23 protein-coding genes and 1 pseudogene are annotated in these 18266 nt (G+C 52.9%); 19 read left to right on the top strand and 5 right to left on the bottom strand.

Annotated features, from left to right (window positions below; genetic code table 11):
- Nucleotides 1–3 precede the first annotated feature (3 nt).
- Genes cooS through SBG41_RS08770 form a run of 12 tightly spaced genes read left to right on the top strand, consistent with a single transcriptional unit; the run spans nt 4 to nt 10810 of the window.
- Nucleotides 4–1914 carry an anaerobic carbon-monoxide dehydrogenase catalytic subunit gene (gene cooS / locus SBG41_RS08825; RefSeq protein ID WP_397470804.1) on the top strand — a complete coding sequence of 637 codons (1911 nt, stop codon included), beginning with the start codon at nt 4–6 and terminating at the stop codon, nt 1912–1914.
- Between the two features lie 32 nt (nt 1915–1946).
- A complete protein-coding gene (gene ndhC / locus SBG41_RS08820) occupies nt 1947–2294 on the top strand; it encodes an NADH-quinone oxidoreductase subunit A (RefSeq protein WP_317895175.1) in 348 nt (115 codons plus the stop codon).
- Between the two features lie 29 nt (nt 2295–2323).
- Nucleotides 2324–2833, top strand: coding sequence for an NADH-quinone oxidoreductase subunit B (locus tag SBG41_RS08815; RefSeq protein ID WP_317895174.1), 510 nt, complete (start codon nt 2324–2326; stop codon nt 2831–2833).
- A 2-nt stretch (nt 2834–2835) separates the two neighbouring features.
- The gene (locus tag SBG41_RS08810; RefSeq protein WP_317895173.1) at nt 2836–3270 is read left to right on the top strand and encodes an NADH-quinone oxidoreductase subunit C; all 435 of its coding nucleotides are present in this window, start codon (nt 2836–2838) and stop codon (nt 3268–3270) included.
- On the top strand, nt 3267–4436 hold the full coding sequence (locus SBG41_RS08805; protein ID WP_317895172.1) for an NADH-quinone oxidoreductase subunit D: 1170 nt from the start codon (nt 3267–3269) through the stop codon (nt 4434–4436). Before SBG41_RS08810 ends, SBG41_RS08805 begins: the two co-directional genes overlap by 4 nt.
- Nucleotides 4433–5395 carry a complex I subunit 1/NuoH family protein gene (locus tag SBG41_RS08800; protein WP_317895171.1) on the top strand — a complete coding sequence of 321 codons (963 nt, stop codon included), beginning with the start codon at nt 4433–4435 and terminating at the stop codon, nt 5393–5395. Before SBG41_RS08805 ends, SBG41_RS08800 begins: the two co-directional genes overlap by 4 nt.
- A gap of 6 nt (nt 5396–5401) precedes the next feature.
- A complete protein-coding gene (locus tag SBG41_RS08795) occupies nt 5402–5818 on the top strand; it encodes a 4Fe-4S binding protein (RefSeq protein WP_317895170.1) in 417 nt (138 codons plus the stop codon).
- The gene (locus tag SBG41_RS08790; protein ID WP_317895169.1) at nt 5800–6249 is read left to right on the top strand and encodes a hypothetical protein; all 450 of its coding nucleotides are present in this window, start codon (nt 5800–5802) and stop codon (nt 6247–6249) included. The genes SBG41_RS08795 and SBG41_RS08790 overlap by 19 nt, the downstream gene beginning before the upstream one ends.
- Nucleotides 6246–6527 (top strand): hypothetical protein, encoded by a 282-nt coding sequence (locus tag SBG41_RS08785; RefSeq protein WP_317895168.1) that lies wholly within the window; start codon nt 6246–6248, stop codon nt 6525–6527. The genes SBG41_RS08790 and SBG41_RS08785 overlap by 4 nt, the downstream gene beginning before the upstream one ends.
- Entirely contained in the window at nt 6524–8284 is a 1761-nt protein-coding gene (locus SBG41_RS08780) for an NADH-quinone oxidoreductase subunit 5 family protein (RefSeq protein WP_317895167.1), read from the top strand. The genes SBG41_RS08785 and SBG41_RS08780 overlap by 4 nt, the downstream gene beginning before the upstream one ends.
- A 19-nt stretch (nt 8285–8303) precedes the next feature.
- Nucleotides 8304–9506 (top strand): proton-conducting transporter transmembrane domain-containing protein, encoded by a 1203-nt coding sequence (locus SBG41_RS08775; RefSeq protein ID WP_317895166.1) that lies wholly within the window; start codon nt 8304–8306, stop codon nt 9504–9506.
- 5 nt (nt 9507–9511) lie between these two features.
- On the top strand, nt 9512–10810 hold the full coding sequence (locus SBG41_RS08770; protein WP_317895165.1) for a proton-conducting transporter transmembrane domain-containing protein: 1299 nt from the start codon (nt 9512–9514) through the stop codon (nt 10808–10810).
- Here SBG41_RS08770 and SBG41_RS08765 read toward each other — a convergent pair.
- The 3 genes from SBG41_RS08765 to SBG41_RS08755 all read right to left on the bottom strand — a co-directional run bounded on the left by SBG41_RS08765 (nt 10803) and on the right by SBG41_RS08755 (nt 12877).
- Complete coding sequence (locus SBG41_RS08765) at nt 10803–11219, bottom strand: hypothetical protein (protein WP_317895164.1); 417 nt, start codon at nt 11217–11219, stop codon at nt 10803–10805. The two genes, SBG41_RS08770 and SBG41_RS08765, sit on opposite strands and share 8 nt — an antisense overlap.
- On the bottom strand, nt 11216–11839 hold the full coding sequence (locus SBG41_RS08760; RefSeq protein ID WP_317895163.1) for a methanogen output domain 1-containing protein: 624 nt from the start codon (nt 11837–11839) through the stop codon (nt 11216–11218). The genes SBG41_RS08765 and SBG41_RS08760 overlap by 4 nt, the downstream gene beginning before the upstream one ends.
- A gap of 93 nt (nt 11840–11932) precedes the next feature.
- On the bottom strand, nt 11933–12877 hold the full coding sequence (locus tag SBG41_RS08755; RefSeq protein ID WP_317895162.1) for an ATP-binding protein: 945 nt from the start codon (nt 12875–12877) through the stop codon (nt 11933–11935).
- Between the two features lie 238 nt (nt 12878–13115).
- On the opposite strand from SBG41_RS08755, the gene SBG41_RS08750 reads away from it, so the two are divergent.
- A complete protein-coding gene (locus tag SBG41_RS08750; protein WP_317895161.1) occupies nt 13116–13661 on the top strand; it encodes a hypothetical protein in 546 nt (181 codons plus the stop codon).
- 36 nt (nt 13662–13697) lie between these two features.
- On the opposite strand, the gene SBG41_RS08745 is transcribed toward SBG41_RS08750, so the two are convergent.
- Complete coding sequence (locus tag SBG41_RS08745) at nt 13698–14294, bottom strand: hypothetical protein (RefSeq protein WP_317895160.1); 597 nt, start codon at nt 14292–14294, stop codon at nt 13698–13700.
- An 80-nt stretch (nt 14295–14374) separates the two neighbouring features.
- Between SBG41_RS08745 and SBG41_RS08740 the strand changes: the two genes are divergently transcribed.
- Entirely contained in the window at nt 14375–15298 is a 924-nt protein-coding gene (locus SBG41_RS08740; RefSeq protein WP_317895159.1) for an HD domain-containing protein, read from the top strand.
- A 151-nt stretch (nt 15299–15449) separates the two neighbouring features.
- Here SBG41_RS08740 and SBG41_RS08735 read toward each other — a convergent pair.
- A pseudogene (locus SBG41_RS08735) lies at nt 15450–15635 on the bottom strand (hypothetical protein); the annotation flags it as partial.
- Between the two features lie 217 nt (nt 15636–15852).
- On the opposite strand from SBG41_RS08735, the gene SBG41_RS08730 reads away from it, so the two are divergent.
- From SBG41_RS08730 to SBG41_RS08710, 5 genes are all read left to right on the top strand, one after another.
- The gene (locus tag SBG41_RS08730; protein WP_317895157.1) at nt 15853–16002 is read left to right on the top strand and encodes a hypothetical protein; all 150 of its coding nucleotides are present in this window, start codon (nt 15853–15855) and stop codon (nt 16000–16002) included.
- A 7-nt stretch (nt 16003–16009) separates the two neighbouring features.
- Nucleotides 16010–16609: a phosphoribosyltransferase gene (locus SBG41_RS08725; protein WP_317895156.1), complete on the top strand. Its 600-nt coding sequence runs from the start codon at nt 16010–16012 to the stop codon at nt 16607–16609.
- Nucleotides 16610–16824: 215 nt separating this feature from the next.
- The gene (locus SBG41_RS08720; protein ID WP_317895155.1) at nt 16825–17064 is read left to right on the top strand and encodes an AbrB/MazE/SpoVT family DNA-binding domain-containing protein; all 240 of its coding nucleotides are present in this window, start codon (nt 16825–16827) and stop codon (nt 17062–17064) included.
- On the top strand, nt 17048–17455 hold the full coding sequence (locus tag SBG41_RS08715) for a PIN domain-containing protein (RefSeq protein WP_317895154.1): 408 nt from the start codon (nt 17048–17050) through the stop codon (nt 17453–17455). The genes SBG41_RS08720 and SBG41_RS08715 overlap by 17 nt, the downstream gene beginning before the upstream one ends.
- A gap of 150 nt (nt 17456–17605) precedes the next feature.
- On the top strand, nt 17606–18244 hold the full coding sequence (locus tag SBG41_RS08710; protein WP_317895153.1) for a hypothetical protein: 639 nt from the start codon (nt 17606–17608) through the stop codon (nt 18242–18244).
- Nucleotides 18245–18266: the final 22 nt, after the last annotated feature.

The raw sequence follows: 18266 nt of genomic DNA, 5'->3' as shown, positions 1-18266 counted from the left end.
CGTATGAAGGGCCCCGTGTACGAGAGACCTAGAACTATAGAAAACAAGGAGGAAGTATCTATAGACCCTACGGTTAGGCAGCTCTTAGAGAAGGCTGAGGCAGAGGGAATCGAGACTGCTTGGCACCGTCTACTCGCGCAGCAGCCCCAGTGTGGCTTCGGCCTTCTAGGAATCTGTTGCCGCAACTGCCTCATGGGCCCGTGCCGCATCGATCCCTTCGGCTATGGTCCGCAGAGAGGCGTTTGTGGTGCAACAGCTGACACAATAGTTGCAAGGAACTTCATTAGGATGATTGCTGGAGGTGCAGCAGCCCACATAGACCATGGCAGAGAGATAGCCCTCGTCCTCTACGAGGTAGCGACAGGTAAGAACAAGTACTACAAGATAGCTGACGAGAAGAAACTAATAGCGATAGCCCAGCGCCTCGGCGTGCCCACCGAAGGCAGGGATATAATGGAGATAGCAAAAGACGTTGCAGAGATAGCTCTGAGAGACTTCGGTAAACAAGACGACGAAGTACCAGCCTTTGTCAAGGCCTATGCTACCAAGCGCAGACTAGAGCTATGGAAGAAGCTAGGAGTCTTGCCGAGAGCATATGATAGGGAAGTAACAGAGGTCATGCACCGCACACACATGGGCGTAGACGCTGACCCGCTCAACTTGCTCCTCGGCGGCATCAAGCTAGCCATCGCCGATGGCTGGGGCGGCAGCATGGTCGCTACCGAGTTCAGCGACGTCCTCTTCGGCACACCGAAGCCGATAAAATCTGTCGTAAACCTAGGAGTACTCAAAGAAGACTATGTAAACATAATAGTGCACGGACACATACCGCTCCTTTCAGCCAAGGTAGTTGAGGCCGCAAGGGACCCAGAGCTCGTCAAGCTAGCCCAGGACCTAGGAGCCAAAGGCATCAATGTTGTCGGAATGTGCTGTACGGGTATAGAGGTGTTGCAGCGCCTCGGCGTGCCGATGGCAGGCAACATGTTGCAGCAGGAGCTAGCCATAGTCACCGGGGCTGTAGAGGCAACAGTTGTCGATGTACAATGCATCATGCCAGCGCTAGCTAACGTGGCGCGCTGCTACCACACCAAGCTGATCACAACCATACCGATAGCAAAGATACCGGGCTCCGTCTACATTGAGTTCACCCCTGAAAAGGCAGACGAAGTAGCCAGAGAAATAGTCAGAATAGCCGTAGAGAACTTCCCCAACCGCGCAAAAGAGAGGGTAATGATACCCAAGGAGAAGATGGAGCTATGGGCAGGTTTCAGCGTCGAGGCGCTCCTCGAGCATCTCGGAGGCACTCTCGACCCATTCCTCGAGGCCGTCAAGAGGGGCGACATAAGGGGAGTAGTGGGCATAGTTGGCTGCAACAACCCGAAGGTCAAGCACGACTATAGTCACGTGACAATAACCAAGGAGCTCATAAAGAACGATGTACTAGTTGTCGGTACCGGGTGCTGGGCTACAGCAGCTGGCAAGGCAGGACTACTCATCCCAGAGAAAGCGGCAGAAATGGCTGGGCCAGGCCTAAGAAAAGTCTACGAGGAACTCAAGCTCCCACCAGTAATACATATGGGTAGCTGTGTTGACAATAGCAGGATACTTGTACTCCTCGGGGCTGTAGCAGACGCATTAGGAGTAGATATCAACCAGCTCCCAGTAGTAGGCAGCGCCCCAGAGGCGTACAGCGAGAAAGCAGTAAGCATAGGCACCTACTTCCTCGCAGCAGGCGTGGATGTACACATCGGAGTAATTCCGCCGATATATGGAAGCGATGTTGTAACAAACATATTGACCAAAGAGGCGGAGAAATACGGGCTTGGAAGGCTAATAATAGAGACAGACCCCCACGCGGCCGCCAAGATAATGCTCGACATAATCGACGAGAAGAGGAAGAAGCTAGGAATTTAATCAATATTCTTTACCAGCGAGGTTGTAGTGGTTTGAGCCTTAACCCCCCATTTGTTTTTCTAACCTCTTTTACCATTGGCTTCGTGCTCGGACTCATATTTCTAGCTATAGGTAGGCTTGCCACTCCCCCCAGGCGGGTTGGCGATAAGACACTAGTCTATGAGTCTGGTGTTAAGCCTCTTCCCTCACGCTTACGCTACTTCGCGATGCAATACTTCCCGTTCATAGTCCTCTATGTTGCTTTCGATGTTTTCTCCGCTTATGTACTAGCCAGCCTATACTATGGGCTAGGTAACGAGGTACTCGTCGCCTTGCTTGCCTTCTCCCTCCCCATCGTCTTTGGGCTCTTTGTGGCACTATTAGCTAGGCTCGTAAGCTGATAATCAGCTCCGAGATAGGTGATGAATGCTTGGCTCAGAAGCCGCGTTACTTGCTCCCGATACCGCGTAAGAGGCTCCGCAGACCCGAAGACGAGGAGGCCTCTAGGCCCCAGGCCAACAAGGTGGTTAAGTGGGCAGTTAGCAGAAGCCTATGGGTACTCGTCTTCGGCACTGGCTGTTGCGCTCTTGAGCTAATGGAGGCCTTCACTACCCGTTTCGACCTCGAGCGCTTCGGCGCGATGATGGCTGAGTCGCCGAGGCGGGCTGATGTACTAGTAATAACTGGGCTTATCAACGCCAAGGTGGCCGAAGTTATTAGGAGAATCTATGAGCAGATGCCGGAGCCGAAATACGTCATAGCTGTTGGAGCGTGCTCAATGGGTGGCGGCCCATACCACGATTCCTATAGCTCTGTTAAGAGAGCTGACGAGATTGTCCCTGTCGACGTTTATGTGCCTGGTTGTCCTGTCCGTGCAGAAGCAGTCGTTGAAGCGATCCGGCTCCTACAGAAGAAGATCTACGGCAAAGAGGTGAAGTAGCATTGAGTGAGACGCCGAGGATTCTCGAGCAGGCGATTGTGGAACGAGGCTACGATGCCAGCGGTATACCTATGCTGCGCGTGCACCCAGACTATTATCATAAAGTGATTGAGATTCTCTCAGAGAATGGCTACATGTTCGTCTCGCTCTCAGCCATCCATTGGAGAGGATTATTCGAGGTCATTGTTTTACTCTATAGCCTCGAGCAAGGAGCATTAATGATATCTGTTATTTTTCCCGAAGACGAGGAGCTGGATAGCATTGTTGACCTCTATCCTGGAGCATACCTCTACGAGGCCGAAGCCTACGAGATGTTTGGCATAGTCTTCCGCGGCAACCCTAGGCTTCGCCGCCACTTCACACCAGAAGAACTCGGGCACCCACTCCGCAAAGAGTACGAGCTACAAGAGACACCGATTGGGGGCTGGGGGCGATGAGTGAGCCCAGGGTCACGCACGAGGCTCCACCGACACTATTCCTCTACGACGAGGAAGACGGAATCTACCTAAGCATGGGGCCCCAGCACCCCGCAATGCATGGGCCATGGGGGTTCAGAGTAAGGCTTCGGGGAGAAATCATCGTTGATGCTGAGCCTCTAACAGGGTATATTCATAGAGGCCTTGAGAAGCTCTTCGAGAAGAGAAATCCACAACAAGGCCTCATACTCGCAGAGCGTGTCTGCTTCATGGATAATGTTAACTGGCAATTATCCTATGTACTTGCTCTCGAGAACCTGCTCGGCGTCAGAGACCTTGTTCCCCGTAGAGCGGAGTGGCTTCGAGCAATAGCAGCTGAGCTAAACAGAATAGCTAGCCACTTCCTATTCCTAGCAACATACGGCCACGACCTCGGCCTAATGCTCGCACCGGTGCTAGCATTTCGTGAACGCGACCTTGCGATCAACCTCTTAGACAAACTGGCCGGGCACAGAATAACCTACAACTATGTAAGGGTTGGCGGAGTAGCAAGAGACGCAAAGCCTTCCTGGATAAACGAGGCAAAGAGAAATCTCCGCGAGCTAAGAAAGAGAATAAAGAGATACTATGACCTCTACTTGTCAAGCAGCATATTCGAGGAACGAACCAGAGGCAACGGGGTACTAGGCCCAGAAGAACTCATGAAATATGGGATAACGGGCCCAGTTCTCCGTGCAAGCGGCGTCCCCCTTGACCTCCGCGCTAGGGACCCGTATCTCGAGCCCTACGAAGCCGTGGGAGTCGATATAGCCCTTGGAAAGCACGGGGACAGCTATGACCGTGTACTTGTCCGCATAAAGGAGATCGAAGAATCGATAAGAATCGTTGAAGACCTTCTCGATACTCTCCCCTATGGGAGAATCCTTGGCATTGATCAGCCGGTGATAAGTCTGCGCCGGGGATACTCATACTCCATCGTTGAGGGCTCGAGAGGCTGGTTCCAGTTTCTCATAGTCTCTACCGGCGGCTTCAGCAAGAAAGGGAGCACTCCCTATAGGGTCAAGGTAAACAATCCGTGTATCCAAATGATATACCTAATAGCCGAGAAAATCAAAGGCATGACCATATCCGATGCGATCGCGTTCATAAACTCTATGGACATGTGCATAGGGGGGACTGAGAGATGAATATTACACCTTATCTTGAATTATCACAGCTAGGCCTAGCACTGTCAATACTCTTCATATACCTCTGTGTATACACGATGCGCAAGCTAATGGCACGCGTATCTTGGAGAATAGGCCCCAAATACGTAGGTCCATCGGGCTTCTTCCAGGTATTCGCAGACATACTCAAGTTTATGGTCAAAGAGGACATAGTTCCAGATATGGAGCCAAAATACATGAGAATACTCTATGGCATCTCACCTTTCCTGCTACTAGGGCTTAGCCTAGCAATAGTCACAGCTACCCCAATCCCGTACCTCGTTAAGGGGATCGAGGAGCTAAGCAACGCGCTCATATGGGTGCTCTTACTGCTATCACTCGACATAGTCGTACTCATAGTCTCCACGTGGTATGTTTCAAGCAAGTACGCCTTTCTGGGCTCATATAGAGCCCTTGCACAAATGCTTAGCTACGACATAGTCCTAGCCCTGAGCCTACTAGCGCCTGCAATCGCTTCACGCAGCAGCAACATCTCAGACATATCACGCGGCATACACGGCATATGGTACGCAATACTAATGCCAATAGGCTTTGTAACAGGACTCGTAGGAATACTCGCAGAGCTAGAAATAGTGCCATTCGATATCCCCGAAGCCCCTACCGAGGTAGTAGGTGGATGGGGGCTAGAGTACACCGGGCCCCGTTTCCTTGCACTATTCCTAGCCAAGCGCATGGAAGGCTTCGCACTCATGACCCTGCTTGCTAGCCTATACCTCGGCGGCGACTCGGGCTACCCCCCACTACCGCACGGGACATGGCTCTTCGTGAAGGCATTCCTCTTAGCCTTGCTCATAGTCTACATTGTCGCATCTTATCCGCGTTACAGCCTCCGAGGAGCCCTGCTCAGGGGCTGGAAACTGTGGGTTCCACTGGCTTATGCCAACTTTGTCCTAGCCCTCATCTACGCCTTGATTGGGTGATCTGCCGTGTTGAAGCCCTTGAGGAGAATGCTTAGAGACACACTTGGCCCTACGGAGACCCTACGCTACCCGGAGGAAGAGCTGCCACGGGACCATGTGGAGCAGCTGCGCGGCTTTGTCTACCTTGCTCACCCGGAGAGCTGTATAAGTTGTGGAGCATGTAGAGACATATGCCCGAACAAGGTTATAGAGCTTAGACCTTTCGAGATAAACGGCTCAGTCCGCGAGGTACCAGTATTCCATGCAAACATGTGCATGGCTTGCGGGCTCTGCGTAGAAGTCTGCCCAACCTCGGCACTGGACTTCTCCTCCATCATCGCCTTGGTCTCGGATAGCCCGGACATAGTTATCCTCCCTAACCATAGCAAGGAGTTGACTGAGAAGAAGGAGCGGGGTGAGACAAGGTGGCGGTACCAGGGGTAGCGGTCAGCATTGTCGCCGGCCTATTGTTGGCCGGCGTGCTTGGCATAGTCTATGTTAGGGAGATTGCTAAGGCTGTTCTCCTACTCGTCTACGTGCTCACGCTTGTAAGCGTGCTTCTCTACTGGGCATGGGGCTTAGGCCTAGCTGCAGCCTACTTCATGCTCTCTGTCGGAGGTCTCGCAATCCTAATACTACTGGCTGCCAGCATTGTCGAGCCAGCTGCAGAGCCAAAGGCGTCTCCTCGGGAATATCTTGCAGCCCTGCTTCCAGCAGGACTCATAGCCTGGGCCATATACTGTTCGCTTAGCGACGCCAAGCAGTTCTCCAAGCCCGTATTTTTCTCGGAAGAAGAAGCCCTTGTAGCAGGGCTCATCATGCTCGTCGCCCTACTGGCTGGACTCTATCTACTAGCACGAAGGTGGGCAGAATGATTCACGCGGTCTACGCGGTAACAGCGGGCATAATAATAGGGGTAGCAATATACGGCCTCCTCACAGTGAAGCATCTAGTCAAGCTAATAGTCTACTTCCTGTTAATGACCTCGGGGCTAATGCTTTACTCCACCCTCCTCCCTGGCGAGACAAAGTTGCCCTATATTGTGATGATTCTCTCAGCTATAGAGGAGATCATGGGCCTTGTCCTAGTCATTGTTTATCATGGTCATCGCAAGACTGGGCTAATAGCTCCAAGGAAAGGTGGTAGAAAATGAGCCCCATAGGCTTGGCGCTCGTAGGTGTACTAGCACTATACGCATCGATACCTATAGCCCTGCTAGGCAAGAGGGAGGAGCACTCATGGCTAGCACTCACGGCGTCCTCGCTCATAGCCCTCATCACTACGCTGGTTATTGCTGTGTCTAAGACACGTATCTCTGCTGACATGGGCTTGTTCGCGGTAGTAGGTGGGGAGGAGCTACGCTACTCCTTCATTGTTGACGAGTTCTCGGCTACAATGGCCTTGTTGACATCCGTGATAACGTTCCTGATAATATTGTTCTCGAAGGACTATATGAGGGGAGATAAGGGCTTTCGCAGATACTATGCAGCACTAGCCCTGTTCGAAGCAAGCATGATAGGAGTAGCGTTCTCTCACAACCTCTTCACGCTCATCTTCTTCTGGGTAGCCCTAGGATTCTCTTCGTTCATACTCATAGGCTACTGGTATGAGAAGCCGCGGGCCCGCAGAGCTGCCAGACTCGCTCTCCTCATAACCGGGGCGGGGGATCTTGGCCTAGTAGTTGCACTCGTCTATTCAATTATCCATGGGGCCCCAGCCGGTATTCCTGCCCAGAGCCTGCCAGCCATAGTGGTCGCGCTCATAGTGTTTGCAGCAGCCACTAAGTCCGCGCAGTTTCCTCTCCACATCTGGCTCCTAGAGGCAATGGAGGCTCCTACGACGGTTTCAGCGCTCCTCCACTCAGCGACAATGGTGGCTGCTGGAGCATACTTGTTGGAGAGAATCCATTCAGCCATAGTGGCGGAGGACTCGTTCCCTGAAGCACTGCTGTACCTGGGTGCTTTCACAGCCCTCTACGCCGCATTATTGGCGATAAGAGAGAGTGATTCAAAGCGAGTACTAGCGTATAGCACTATAAGCAATCTAGGCATAATGTTCTTGCTCGCAGCACTTCCTAGCCCTATCCCGAGTTTTGCGCACCTCTTCGTACACGCGTGGTTCAAGGCCGCGTTGTTCCTAGCTATAGCGCCAGCAATACACTACCTAGGGACAACGAGCCTCGAGGCTATGGGCGGGCTTCGGAGACGCATGCCACTAGCCTACGTTGTTGCCGTGATGGCTGCTCTCGCCCAGATAGGATTGCCCTACTATGGGTCGTGGCTTAGCCACACACTAGCCGTGGAAAGCGGGGCTGGCAAAGCCGTCGAGTACGTTTTGCTCGCCGATAGCCTGCTTGCAGGAATCTATATCGGTAGATGGCTTGGGCTAGCATTTCTCGGAGAGGAGAGGAGCCAGCTGGCGAAGCTTGTGAGAGAGGAGCCGTGGGAGAAAGCAGTCTATGCGGCCTTCATGGTGCTCATACCGGGCTCGGTACTCGTATACAGGTATACTATGGGCTTGGAGATCACCGGGCTCAGTAACATTGGTGTTATCGTTTCGTCAGCCCTGGGGCTACTGGGCTTCCTCTTTTCAGCACTGATATATGGTTCTAGGCCGGCCAGTGCCTCGGCAAAGGTATTGGAGGCAGCGGTTTCGCCGCTAGCTTATCTCGAGAAAGCAGCCTACTATACGTACATAAACCTGATAGCACTCCCTATCCTCGGCTCCTCATATAAGCTTAGCACGGCCGACGAGAAGCTGATACAATCTCACCTAGCTCTCTCGTCGGCCTCGCCAGTGCTTAGCAGATCCGACGAGATCCGTGAAGAAGGTATACAGTTCATGCTTCTCCTAGGTTTTAGCGTCTTCGCCCTCATAGTCATAGTCGCGTTCATGGTACCAATGGGTTAGGCATGAGAGGTGTAGGAAGATGAGCCTGGGGGCAGTCTATCTTGGAGCAGGACTAGCAATACTCCTTTCCGCCACAGCTATCGGCCTCAAACGCTACCATGAGATCGCCCTCGTACTGGGCTCTCTCTCCCTCATATCCGTTTGGCTGGCAACAATACTCTACGCCGTGCCTGTAGAGGGCTACAAGGCACTACTGCTCTACACGATACTCCTAGGCCCAACACTGGCAGCGATTCTCGGAGACCCAGCCACTACTAGTCTCGCTGGAGCAATAGCTGCTGGCGCACTTATTGCTCAGATAGGGCTAGGCCATAGCCTCGCTCTCTTTATTCTCGGGCTAGAGGCTAGCGTGGCTGCATCGTATGCTGCAATAGCGCTCGGGGAAAGCAGTAAGGGCTACGAGGCTGCACTAGAGTTCTTTGTTGCGAGCTCGGTTGCAGTGGTATTTATAGCACTTGGCCTCTTTGGAGGCAATAATCCATACTCGTACCTCCTGGTGGTTATTGGAGCGCTATTGGAGCTTGCCATAGCGCCCTTCCACCTATGGGGTGTTGATGTAGTATACAAGGCTTCGTTGCCCAGTATTCTAGCAGCTTTCACTGCGCCAAAGATACCCGTAGCATACGTGCTGGTCAGCGCAGTGCATGGCAATGGCCACTCGTATTCAGCTATATATGCCTCACTATACATTGTAGCTATTCTCGCCGCCATATGGGCTAGCCTTGTAGGCGCCTCATACCCGAGGCATCCGAGAAAGAGCCTAGCTTACGGCTCAATAGCTCACCTATCCCTACTCCTCTTCCTCGTACCACTCGCCGGGCTCGGGCCCAGTATTCTATCGTACTATTTGGCCTGCTACGTTCTAGGAGAGGCGGGCCTCATAGCCCTGATATACTCTGCCGAGGCTGCTCCAGGGAGTCAGCGACGGGGGCTTGGAGTAGACCTTGTGTTCGCAGCGCTCCTAATAGGCCTGGTGGGTATACCTCCGGCTGGCTCATTCCTGGCTAAGATCCTCGTACTTCTTGCGAGCAGCCATAGCATGCTAAGGATGATAGCAGCTCTTGGAGCCCTCCTTGTCTCTTCTCCACTGCTTTTCTACTTCTACTATGAGACCCTGCTTATGATCCGCTCGGCCGGGTATCCGTCTAGGCAGGCACTGTTCGTCTCGACAGTTGCCTCGATAATGCTCATCGCATTGTTCCCATTCGCGCCCATGGGGTGAAGAAGATGGGTGGGTACGTGTATGTGGCTCTATATGGCCTGGTCTACGCCGTGCTCTTGGCATCTGCTCTAATCAGTGCTGTTTACAGAAGGCATGCTAGAGCGGTATCAGTGATAGCGCTCTCCCTGGTAGCGCTACTCGTAGGAGTGCTCGGTGCCAAGGGGGCTGGGACCGGTATCAGTGTTTCACCCTTTATCCCGTTGCTGAGAGTTTCTTTCACCAAGCTTTCCTCAGTGTTTTCACTGGTAGCGGCGCTGGGTGCACTAGTAGCAGTATTGACGAGCAGTAGAGATGATGGGATAGACTATGCAGCATTAATGATAATCGTTGCAGGCCTAATAGGGTTCTTCTCGTCAGGGGACCTTGTATGGATGCTGATTTTCTGGGAAACCACAGTGCTCCCACTATACTACATGGCTAGGAGAAGGGGCCGTGTGGAACAAGCACTCCTATTCCTAGCCTATACGCAGGTTGCTGGCATACTCTTGGCAGCAGCCTCAATGCTCGCCCTGAGCCGCCTAGGAAGCGATGCTCTCTGCGACCTAGCACAGCTGGGGGGAGAAACGAGGCTCCTTGTACTAGCCCTTCTAGTGTTGGCTTTTATGATAAAGGGTGCGGTGTTTCCCTTCCACTCATGGGTCCCGCGACTATATGCTGAGAATCCACCGATTGTCGCAGCATCCTCGGTGATTATGACGAAGATGGGGCTTTACGGCCTGGCCTTGTTGAGCCTATACGGGCTACTAGGAGGCTCACAACTAGTCATCACTATAGCTCTTATCGGTGCACTCTACGCGCTCCTAGTAGCCCATCGCCACATAGCTGTAAACGATTTTCCCTCCGCCGTGGCATATCTAAGCGTAGCACATATGAGCCTCATCGCTGCAGCAATGTTTACCCCTACAGAGCCCTACAGGGTAGCCAACGCGGCAACACTATACGCTATTGCTCACACGTTTGCACTAATACCGGTGATAAGCACCTCTTGGGGAGCCAGCAGCCTCGATGGCAGGCTGGTAGCGTTCACCGCTATAGGGCTCCTACCCTTGCCAGGGCTAGTATTCTTCGGAGCAGAAGTGCTAGCGCTAAGCGTGCTCTTCGAGGCCGGTACGCTGAGCCTTGTACTCGCAGTGACTTCGAGCCTGCTGAATATAAGCGCAGCCTCGTGGATCCTCTACAAGGCTCTCGCGGAGCTAGGCACTAGTAGCAGGGTAGAGCTACGCGTGCTCGCCGGCATAGTAGCAGCGCTAGTCATACTAGTGGTTACAGGAGTTGCCCCGATTATGGTGGAGCCCTTCACCTAGAGCGCGAATGTGTTCCAGTGTTGACTGGGCCGCAGTCCAGCTTATTCTTTTCCACATAGTACCTTATGTCGCGGCAAAGCCTGCATAGAAGGAAAGAAGCCGCCCTCACACTATACCCCCGCTCCCTGAGCAGGTTTATCGCCTCTGCCGCCTCCTCGACCTCGCCTCGGAGCTCCGGTATGGTTAGTAGGAGGTGAAGGTAGGCTCCGCCGCGCTTACCATTAAGATAGTTCTGCGCAGCAGTCGGGGTCACGCCTAGTATCCGGGCTATTCGAGTAATACTGTAGCCATGCTTCTCTTTGAGTAGGACGGCTATGGCGGCCTTAATAGCGGGTATAATGTCGCGTACCGCCTGCTCACAGGGAGCCATAAGCTTGTCCTCGTGAAAGTCGTCTTCCCTGAAGCTCACTTCTCAAACACCTCTATACGGCATCCCCTGCTTCGACGAGTCTGCTGAATAACTATGGCCCCGGGAGGAATAGAGCTGAGCTCCTTGCGCGTCCTCACGAGGTAGACTGGGCGATTCTCTAGCAAGAACCTCGTCGAGCCAAGTATAACGCCGAGACACACCGCGCAGATAAGGGGGCGCCCCCTCTTCTCCTTCTCGAAGGGGCACCTCGAGGTACGGAAAACGATCTTGTTATTCTCCTTAGAGGCGTGGAACACTACTACAGGGTAGCCAAGTATCTCTGCCATCTTTGTATGACAGTGGTTATGTATAAGTAGCCTATCAAGGCCTTTCGCAGTGGAGTAGGGAATAGGTCTCCCATGCAACTCCTCCATTATATGGAGCAGTATTGGGAACGCCCTCTCCGTGGCACGGGCCATCATCTCGGCTATCATGTAGAATGCGGTCTCACGTGGCACTATCCTGTCAAAGAAGCTGGGAATCTCGTAATACGCTAGCGACTCGAAGAAGGCCCTAAAGGCCTCAATCATTTTCAGCGATGCATTAACCCTAGTAATACATGCAGGGTCACACCTTTCCCGAAGCTTATCGAATGGTACCAGTTTCTCGGTATCTTGCACACGACGCACCCTGGCCTAATCCTCTATAAAAACTAGGAGTATGGAGTGAAAAAGAGTGCGTACTCGTAAAGGTATCTATGCTATTGCGTTTACTTAAAGGTTCCCATACTTTTCAACGATATCGGCTAGCTCCTCGACCGCCTTAACTATAGGAGGCTTGGGGTTCATGTCGAGTAGTGGGCCCACATTAGGCTCGTACTCCAACACCGTCGGGTCATAGGGTATTAATACTACGCTTGTTGGCTCCGGTGCACCAAACTCCTTTGCAAGCTTCATTGCCTTTTCGACTTCCTTCTCGCTACGAACCTTGTTCAGAACCAGGTGTATGTAGGGTATACCCAGCTCGTGGGACAGCCTCATTGCGTGGGCAGCTACCTGCATACTGTTATGCGTCGGCTCACTTATCACTATGCTCTGCTTGAAGCCCTTTGCTATTGCTCTGCCGAAGTGCTCAAGGCCAGCCTGAGTATCCATGATAACTACTTCGCCTTTTCGGAGGACGAGGTAGTCCATAACCGCTGCTAGCAAGGCGTTCTCAGGGCAGAGGCACCCAGTGGCAGCCTGCACAACAGTACCCATGACCAGTATCGTTACGCCGTCGGGCCCCTTTACCCCAAATCGCTCAATCACATCGCTAACGTCCGGGTTAACTATTAGAAAGACACCCCACTCTTCGCCAGGCCGTGCACCAGTCTTCTCCTCTATGTAGTCCACGTTCCGGCTCAGCGGAACAATCTTGTCGGCTACCTCCTTTGGCAGGCCGAGCGCGTTGGGTAAGTTTATCTGCGGGTCCTCATCAATGGCTAAGACCTTGTAGCCTCGGCGTGCAAGAATCCGAGCAAGGAGGGCCGCAGTTGTCGTCTTTCCTGCTCCACCCTTACCGGTTACAACAACCTTGAAGCCCTCTTCGCGCAGGTACTTTCTTCTCTCCCGTGCAGCTTCTCGGAACTTGTCTGCGAGCTTGAAGAGGGCTTCTTTCTTCTTTTTCTCCTCCTTAGTTTCAGGCTTAATTATAGGCTCAGAATCAATCCTATTCAAGGAGTATGCTGCCCTCCAAGAGAATAGTAGTTGCTGGTCATTCCTATTCTCAGATATGTAGTTGAAAGTCAATAAACAGTGTTTATGGAGGCAGGCGGGAAGGGTGTAACACTGGTTATGTAGTTTAAGTTTTCAACCCATATCGCTCCAAGCAGGCCGTATGAATACTGTTGATGGGTTTTTCATGTAGCTTGCTTATTTGCTATAACTTGCTACTGTAGTGTATATGGTGCTAGTTTTGGAAGATAGAGACAAGTTGTCCATGATTCTAAGGGCATATCAGGTTTATTTTCGCAAGCTTGCCTTCGACCAGCTTCCAAGAATAGCTGAGAAGTATCTCGGAGAAGCTGGGTTCCGAGTAGTTGCAGACGCATTAGCCGAGGCTACTGTCGCTGCTCTCCCCGGCCTCATAGAGGCTACCAAGGACATAGTATCTATTCCTAAAGGCGATTTCCTAAAAGTACTCGAGGTTCACTATTCATGCCACTCGGCGGCGAGAAGCATAACGCTCGACGAGAGTATCGGATTGTTTACGCCAAAGAGGATCAGCGACAATAGGCTCGAACTCGTCAGCGAGCAATGCCCCTTCGGTGCCAAGGGGCTACAGCTTGCAGCATTTGTAGGAGTCGTTGTAGGCGTGTTGAGAGCGCTCGGCGCAAGAGCTGTAGCGACACGCGATCCAGAGTCAAGGAAGTATCTCAGCCCCGGAGACTACCTCGTCTACGCCGAAGACTACGGCGAGAAAGGCTGTAAAATAGTCGTGGAGAAAGTTGAGGCCTCCTAGCCACCGGCATAACAGAATATCAAGCCCCACGATATTTTATGGCGAGCCCGTTCCGGGTATTGGAGGCCACTGTGCTGCCGGCTTCCCTGTCTTTGCCAGCTCACACATAGCTGTAACGATGCCCAGTGCCCTCTTGGTTACTGGGTCCAGCTTGACCGCCTCCTTGTAGGGCTGCGTGTTAATCGGGACCGTTATGTCCTTGTACCCCACCTTGCCGAAGAGCATCAGCGTTATTATCGCGTAGCCCTTGACGCTCACCGTTACATTACCCTTCGAGAGCGCCTCCGCAACCGCGCATGGGAGGCGCAGAGTGTCTATAGTCACGCTCAGCCTTACCTTGTTGTGGCCAGGCTTGAGGTCGAGATAAGGCTTCAGCCCTTCCCCGACGTACTCGTTGTCGAGGTATATGCTGTACCAGACGAGCTTCGCCCGAACCTCGCTGTGCGACGGATTATAGATGTCCAAGACAAGGTTTATCCTTATGTTTGTCCCCTGCGGCTGTATCTCCGGCTTCTCTGCTAGGCTTGTGCTCCACCCGCTCCTAGTATAGTAGAGGTCCACGATGAAGAACGCTATACCCGCTATCACTACCAGGTAGAATATTGCCTTCAAAGCACTCATTGCCTTACCCATACCTTGTTCACCTACTCTATTCGAAACCCTTTCCAGTTAACAACTAGTCTTAAGACGAATCCCCAGGGCTTCTTAAACCTATGGGCGAGCCGAAGCTCCATATTCTCGCCCACGGTGCCGTGTTTTCGATAGTAAGGATAATTACGTCGCAAGCGACCCCTATTCCCTCGGAGGCTGCGCCAGCAATGAGTAAGGCCGGCAAAGAAGTGGCTAGGCCCGAAGAGCTTCTCCAGAGGCATCGGAGGCTCATTGAGGCCGTTAAGGGCGTCGAGGAGGAGGTCTGGGGGAGCAGCGGGCTCCTCGTCAACCACGCTGTCCTCGCGGCGCTCTATGCTTACCGGGTAGCCCTTGGAGAGGGCGCTGACGCTGAGGCCGTGTTTGTTGCTAGCCTGCTCAGTGACGCTGTGACTGCGCTCGAGAAGAAAGCCGGAGAGCTATGCCCCCGGCGGAGAGCCTTGCTGCTTGAGGAGGCTCTGGAGAAGTCTGGCTACCCCGAGGAGCTGGCTAAGCGCGTGCGCAGAGTACTGGAGGACGGAGAGTCGAAAAGGATACTCGGCGACGCCGACGCGCTGGCCAAGCTAATGCTCACCGGGCTCCTCGAGTCGGCTGCAACGAGGCTCAATAGGGGCAGGGACGTGTTGGCCGCGTTCCTAGAGGCTGCCTCTAGGCAGCTAACCGCTATAGCTAACCTGGACTGCCTCGTCTCGACACGTACGGCGAAGAGGATTGCAAGAACACTCTCCGAGAGACTCAGAGACACTATTCTTTCCGAGATAGGAGAGATGCGGAGACTGGGCCTCCTAGTAGACGTAGAGGAGAGGATTGAGGATGGGCACCAGCTAGTACTCGTGGTTCCGAGACGCTGCCCCATGTGCGGAGCGGTGCTCGAGGCAAAGGAGGAGAGAAACCCGGGATGCGGCGGGGTAAGGATAAGCACGGTGTGCGGGAGATGCGGCTGGACCTACAGCGTAACGGTTTGCCCCCCACCACCCTGCAGGAGTTGATAGGCAAGCTATGGGACGAGTATCGTTCTTATGCCTAGCTTCTCTGCGCCTTGCTCTTAAGTAGCCTCGTCCTCTAGCTTGATAACACTATCGCTTGGGTCTTTTTAGAAGCCCTGTACCCATAATCATGTGCTTCACCGAGTCAGATGTATTAGTGATTGTCACGGTCTTCCCTCACGAGCCGTGTTCCTAAGCCCTTTGGGCTCTCAGGGAGCTTTTCGAGCCCGTTGCTAATCTCTTCGAGCGCTTTCTGCTTCCTATACGCGCGTCTTCGCTTCCTCACGTATGCTCTTATTTCCTTAGTCAAGCCGATCCCCCATAGTTTATTCATTTCCTCTTTAAGTTCTCGGGACTCTTACTCGAGTACTAACGTTAATGTATACCTTTTGGGTACTACATAAGTAAATAGTGGTTATAGATAGCTGGTAAGGTATTACGGAACCCCTCCCGCACTCCACCGAATAATCACTGCTTCGCTCCTTGGCAGGACGTACGGAGAAGAACACAATTACGTCAAGGATTATCATACTCTTCTCATATTAGCTACCACTAGGGTGCGTTGCATAGTGTCCCTGGAGTGCAGCGTCTCCGTTATCGACGGCGTCTATTACTGTGAGGAGGCTTCTTGGCGTGCCCCGGTGTTCCGCGACCGCTGGGATGCCGGGGAGAAGCTGGCCGCGTTCCTTGAGACAGTTGATCAGTGAGAGACTTGTGCCTAGGCCTCGCATCGTCTACGCTATTCCTGCTGGAGGCGTCCCAGTCGGCATCGTGGTTGCCGAGAGGCTTGGCGCCGTGCTGGACGTGGTGCCGGTGAAGAAGGCGACCTTTCCCTGGACAACCGAGGCCGGGTTCGGCGCAGTTGCTCCCGGCGGAACAGTAGTGGTTGACAAGGCCGTGGCCGCGTTGCTCGGCGAGGAGGTTGCTGAGGAGCAGGTGGCTAGGGCGTCGGAGGCCGTGAAGAGGAGACTCGCCTTGCTGAGGGGCACGCCTAGGTACCCGAGACTAGACAATACACCGGTACTTGTCGTTGACGACGGCATTGCTGCTGGCTGGACAATGGTCGCAGCCACAAGGTTTCTCAACGGGCTGGGGGCACGGGTCTACGCCGCAGCACCCACTGGGAGCATCGACGGCTCCAAGAGGGTCGCAGAGGAGGCCAGGAGGGTGGCAGTGCTCAACCTTAGGGGTGGCCCCGTCTTCGCCGTAGCAGACGCCTATGTTGAGTGGCGCGACCTAGGCGACGACAAGGTACTAGAGATGCTAGAGGAGGCCAAGAAGAAGGGTATCTACAGGCCGGTGGAGGCAGCATAATCGGAGCCGCGCCGCTCTGTAGTGCTAAGAGGACTAGGGAGTATGAAGGATTATTGAAAAATTGCTGGACCGGGCCTTGGAGCGGTAGGCGAAAGAGTATTCCTGAAATATGTATTGAGCTACCGGTTTTATCTAAACGCCTTATTGCGGATAATAGCTCTCTACTAGAAATCCTTATGTAGTAGTAGTATACACTTCCTTACTAGGGAATTATTGTGGTTGAAGAGGTTGTTAAGGTTACTCGTCATTACCAGGTCACTATTCCTGCAGCGGTAAGGGCCAAGGCAGGGATAAAGGAGGGTGATCTCGTTAAAGTAGTTTATGATGAGGCTGAAGGTGTTATCAAAATAGTTCCGTTGCGAAAAAGGAGGTTGACGCTAAGGGCTGGTAAGAAGATAAGTGTTGAGGAAATGGAGGAAGCTGTTGAGGAGATGATGATTGAAGCTACTTCCTGACACGAATATCCTAGTATACGAGACCGTTGAGGATAGTGAGCACCACGAGGAGGCGATAGGGATTATTGATGGCGCCAAGGAAATCTATATTCCATCAATTGTTATCCACGAATATATATGGGTCATGCTCCGACTCGTGGGTGCGAGCCCGGACTTTGTTGCACAAAAACTACAAGAATACTTTGAAGACCCTAGGATAACATACGTATTAGAACCCAAAATAGTTATTCTTAACGCGCTCCATATGCTTGAAGTAGATGGGGAGAATGTAAAAGAGGTGAATGACTATATCATTCTTGCCATGGCTCTTCATCATGGCCTCGTATTGGCTACGTATGATAAAAAGCTTCGGAGAAGAGCTTCAAAGCTGGGACTAAAGGTTATTCCTTAGAAATACCGCAAGATGGTTAAGCCGTGTAGTAGGAATTTGGCTTTGCTATTTGTTTCTCGGTGTGATCCCGCTGCTACACCTCTACCGCTTTGCAAGGATCCAGCGAGCCAAGAGGATTCTCCCAATCTAGCTCCTGGGGGTGACGGATCCATGGGTAGCCCGGTCAACGAGGAGATCAAGAGGCTCCTGGAGGAGAAGGCCAAGAAGATGTGGAGAGAGTTGCGCGAGGAGAGCGGAGAAGTAGTGGAGAAGGTGGGCCCCGGAAGCAGGCACGGCATATACGTCTACGACCCCTCTACCCGGAAGTGGAGGCTGCTACGCACCGAGGGAGAGGCGTTCCGGCCGGGAGAACTAGGAGACGGCACCTACGTCGTCTACTTCGACAACACTAGATGCCCTGCTTGCAGAATCCATGACAAGTACTGGTACCCCTTCATAGAGGAGCATGGGGATAGGCAGGGCTACTTCTACGTAATAGTTCTTTGCGCCTGGTTCGAAAAGGACTGCGACTCAGAGGCAGCCGCCAAGACCTTCGAAGAATACCTGGTAAAGGCATCGCCGACGACGCTCGCAGCGCTAGCCGAAAACGGGAGGGTTATTTACAGGGAGAAGTACGAGGGAGTCCTCGACACCAATGAGCTACTACGTGAAATCGTGCTCGGGTTCCCAGAGCGCGTCGAGAAAGCCAAACGCGGGGAACCAGTAGAGCCCCCGTGCCCAGACAAGTACGTGAGCCCACGCGTAGAGGAGCTCCTACGCCAATTACTCCAAGGCAGGAAGAAGAGATAGCGTATGTAGCTCTAAGGCCGCT

The organism is Pyrofollis japonicus, from assembly GCF_033097485.1.
Classification (GTDB): Archaea; Thermoproteota; Thermoprotei_A; order Sulfolobales; family Pyrodictiaceae; genus Pyrofollis; species Pyrofollis japonicus.
Note: the sequence above shows the minus strand (reverse complement) of the source record. Positions and strands in the feature narration are given on the sequence as shown.

What these genes read in the sequence shown, in the direction of transcription:
- SBG41_RS08800 (WP_317895171.1), top strand. Translation starts at nt 4,433, where the DNA reads ATGAATATTACACCTTATCTTGAATTATCACAGCTAGGCCTAGCACTG.
- SBG41_RS08780 (WP_317895167.1), top strand. Translation starts at nt 6,524, where the DNA reads ATGAGCCCCATAGGCTTGGCGCTCGTAGGTGTACTAGCACTATACGCA.
- SBG41_RS08775 (WP_317895166.1), top strand. Translation starts at nt 8,304, where the DNA reads ATGAGCCTGGGGGCAGTCTATCTTGGAGCAGGACTAGCAATACTCCTT.
- cooS (WP_397470804.1), top strand. Translation starts at nt 4, where the DNA reads ATGAAGGGCCCCGTGTACGAGAGACCTAGAACTATAGAAAACAAGGAG.
- SBG41_RS08710 (WP_317895153.1), top strand. Translation starts at nt 17,606, where the DNA reads ATGGGTAGCCCGGTCAACGAGGAGATCAAGAGGCTCCTGGAGGAGAAG.
- SBG41_RS08740 (WP_317895159.1), top strand. Translation starts at nt 14,375, where the DNA reads ATGGGCGAGCCGAAGCTCCATATTCTCGCCCACGGTGCCGTGTTTTCG.
- SBG41_RS08785 (WP_317895168.1), top strand. Translation starts at nt 6,246, where the DNA reads ATGATTCACGCGGTCTACGCGGTAACAGCGGGCATAATAATAGGGGTA.
- SBG41_RS08805 (WP_317895172.1), top strand. Translation starts at nt 3,267, where the DNA reads ATGAGTGAGCCCAGGGTCACGCACGAGGCTCCACCGACACTATTCCTC.
- SBG41_RS08745 (WP_317895160.1), bottom strand. Translation starts at nt 14,294, where the DNA reads ATGGGTAAGGCAATGAGTGCTTTGAAGGCAATATTCTACCTGGTAGTG.
- SBG41_RS08770 (WP_317895165.1), top strand. Translation starts at nt 9,512, where the DNA reads ATGGGTGGGTACGTGTATGTGGCTCTATATGGCCTGGTCTACGCCGTG.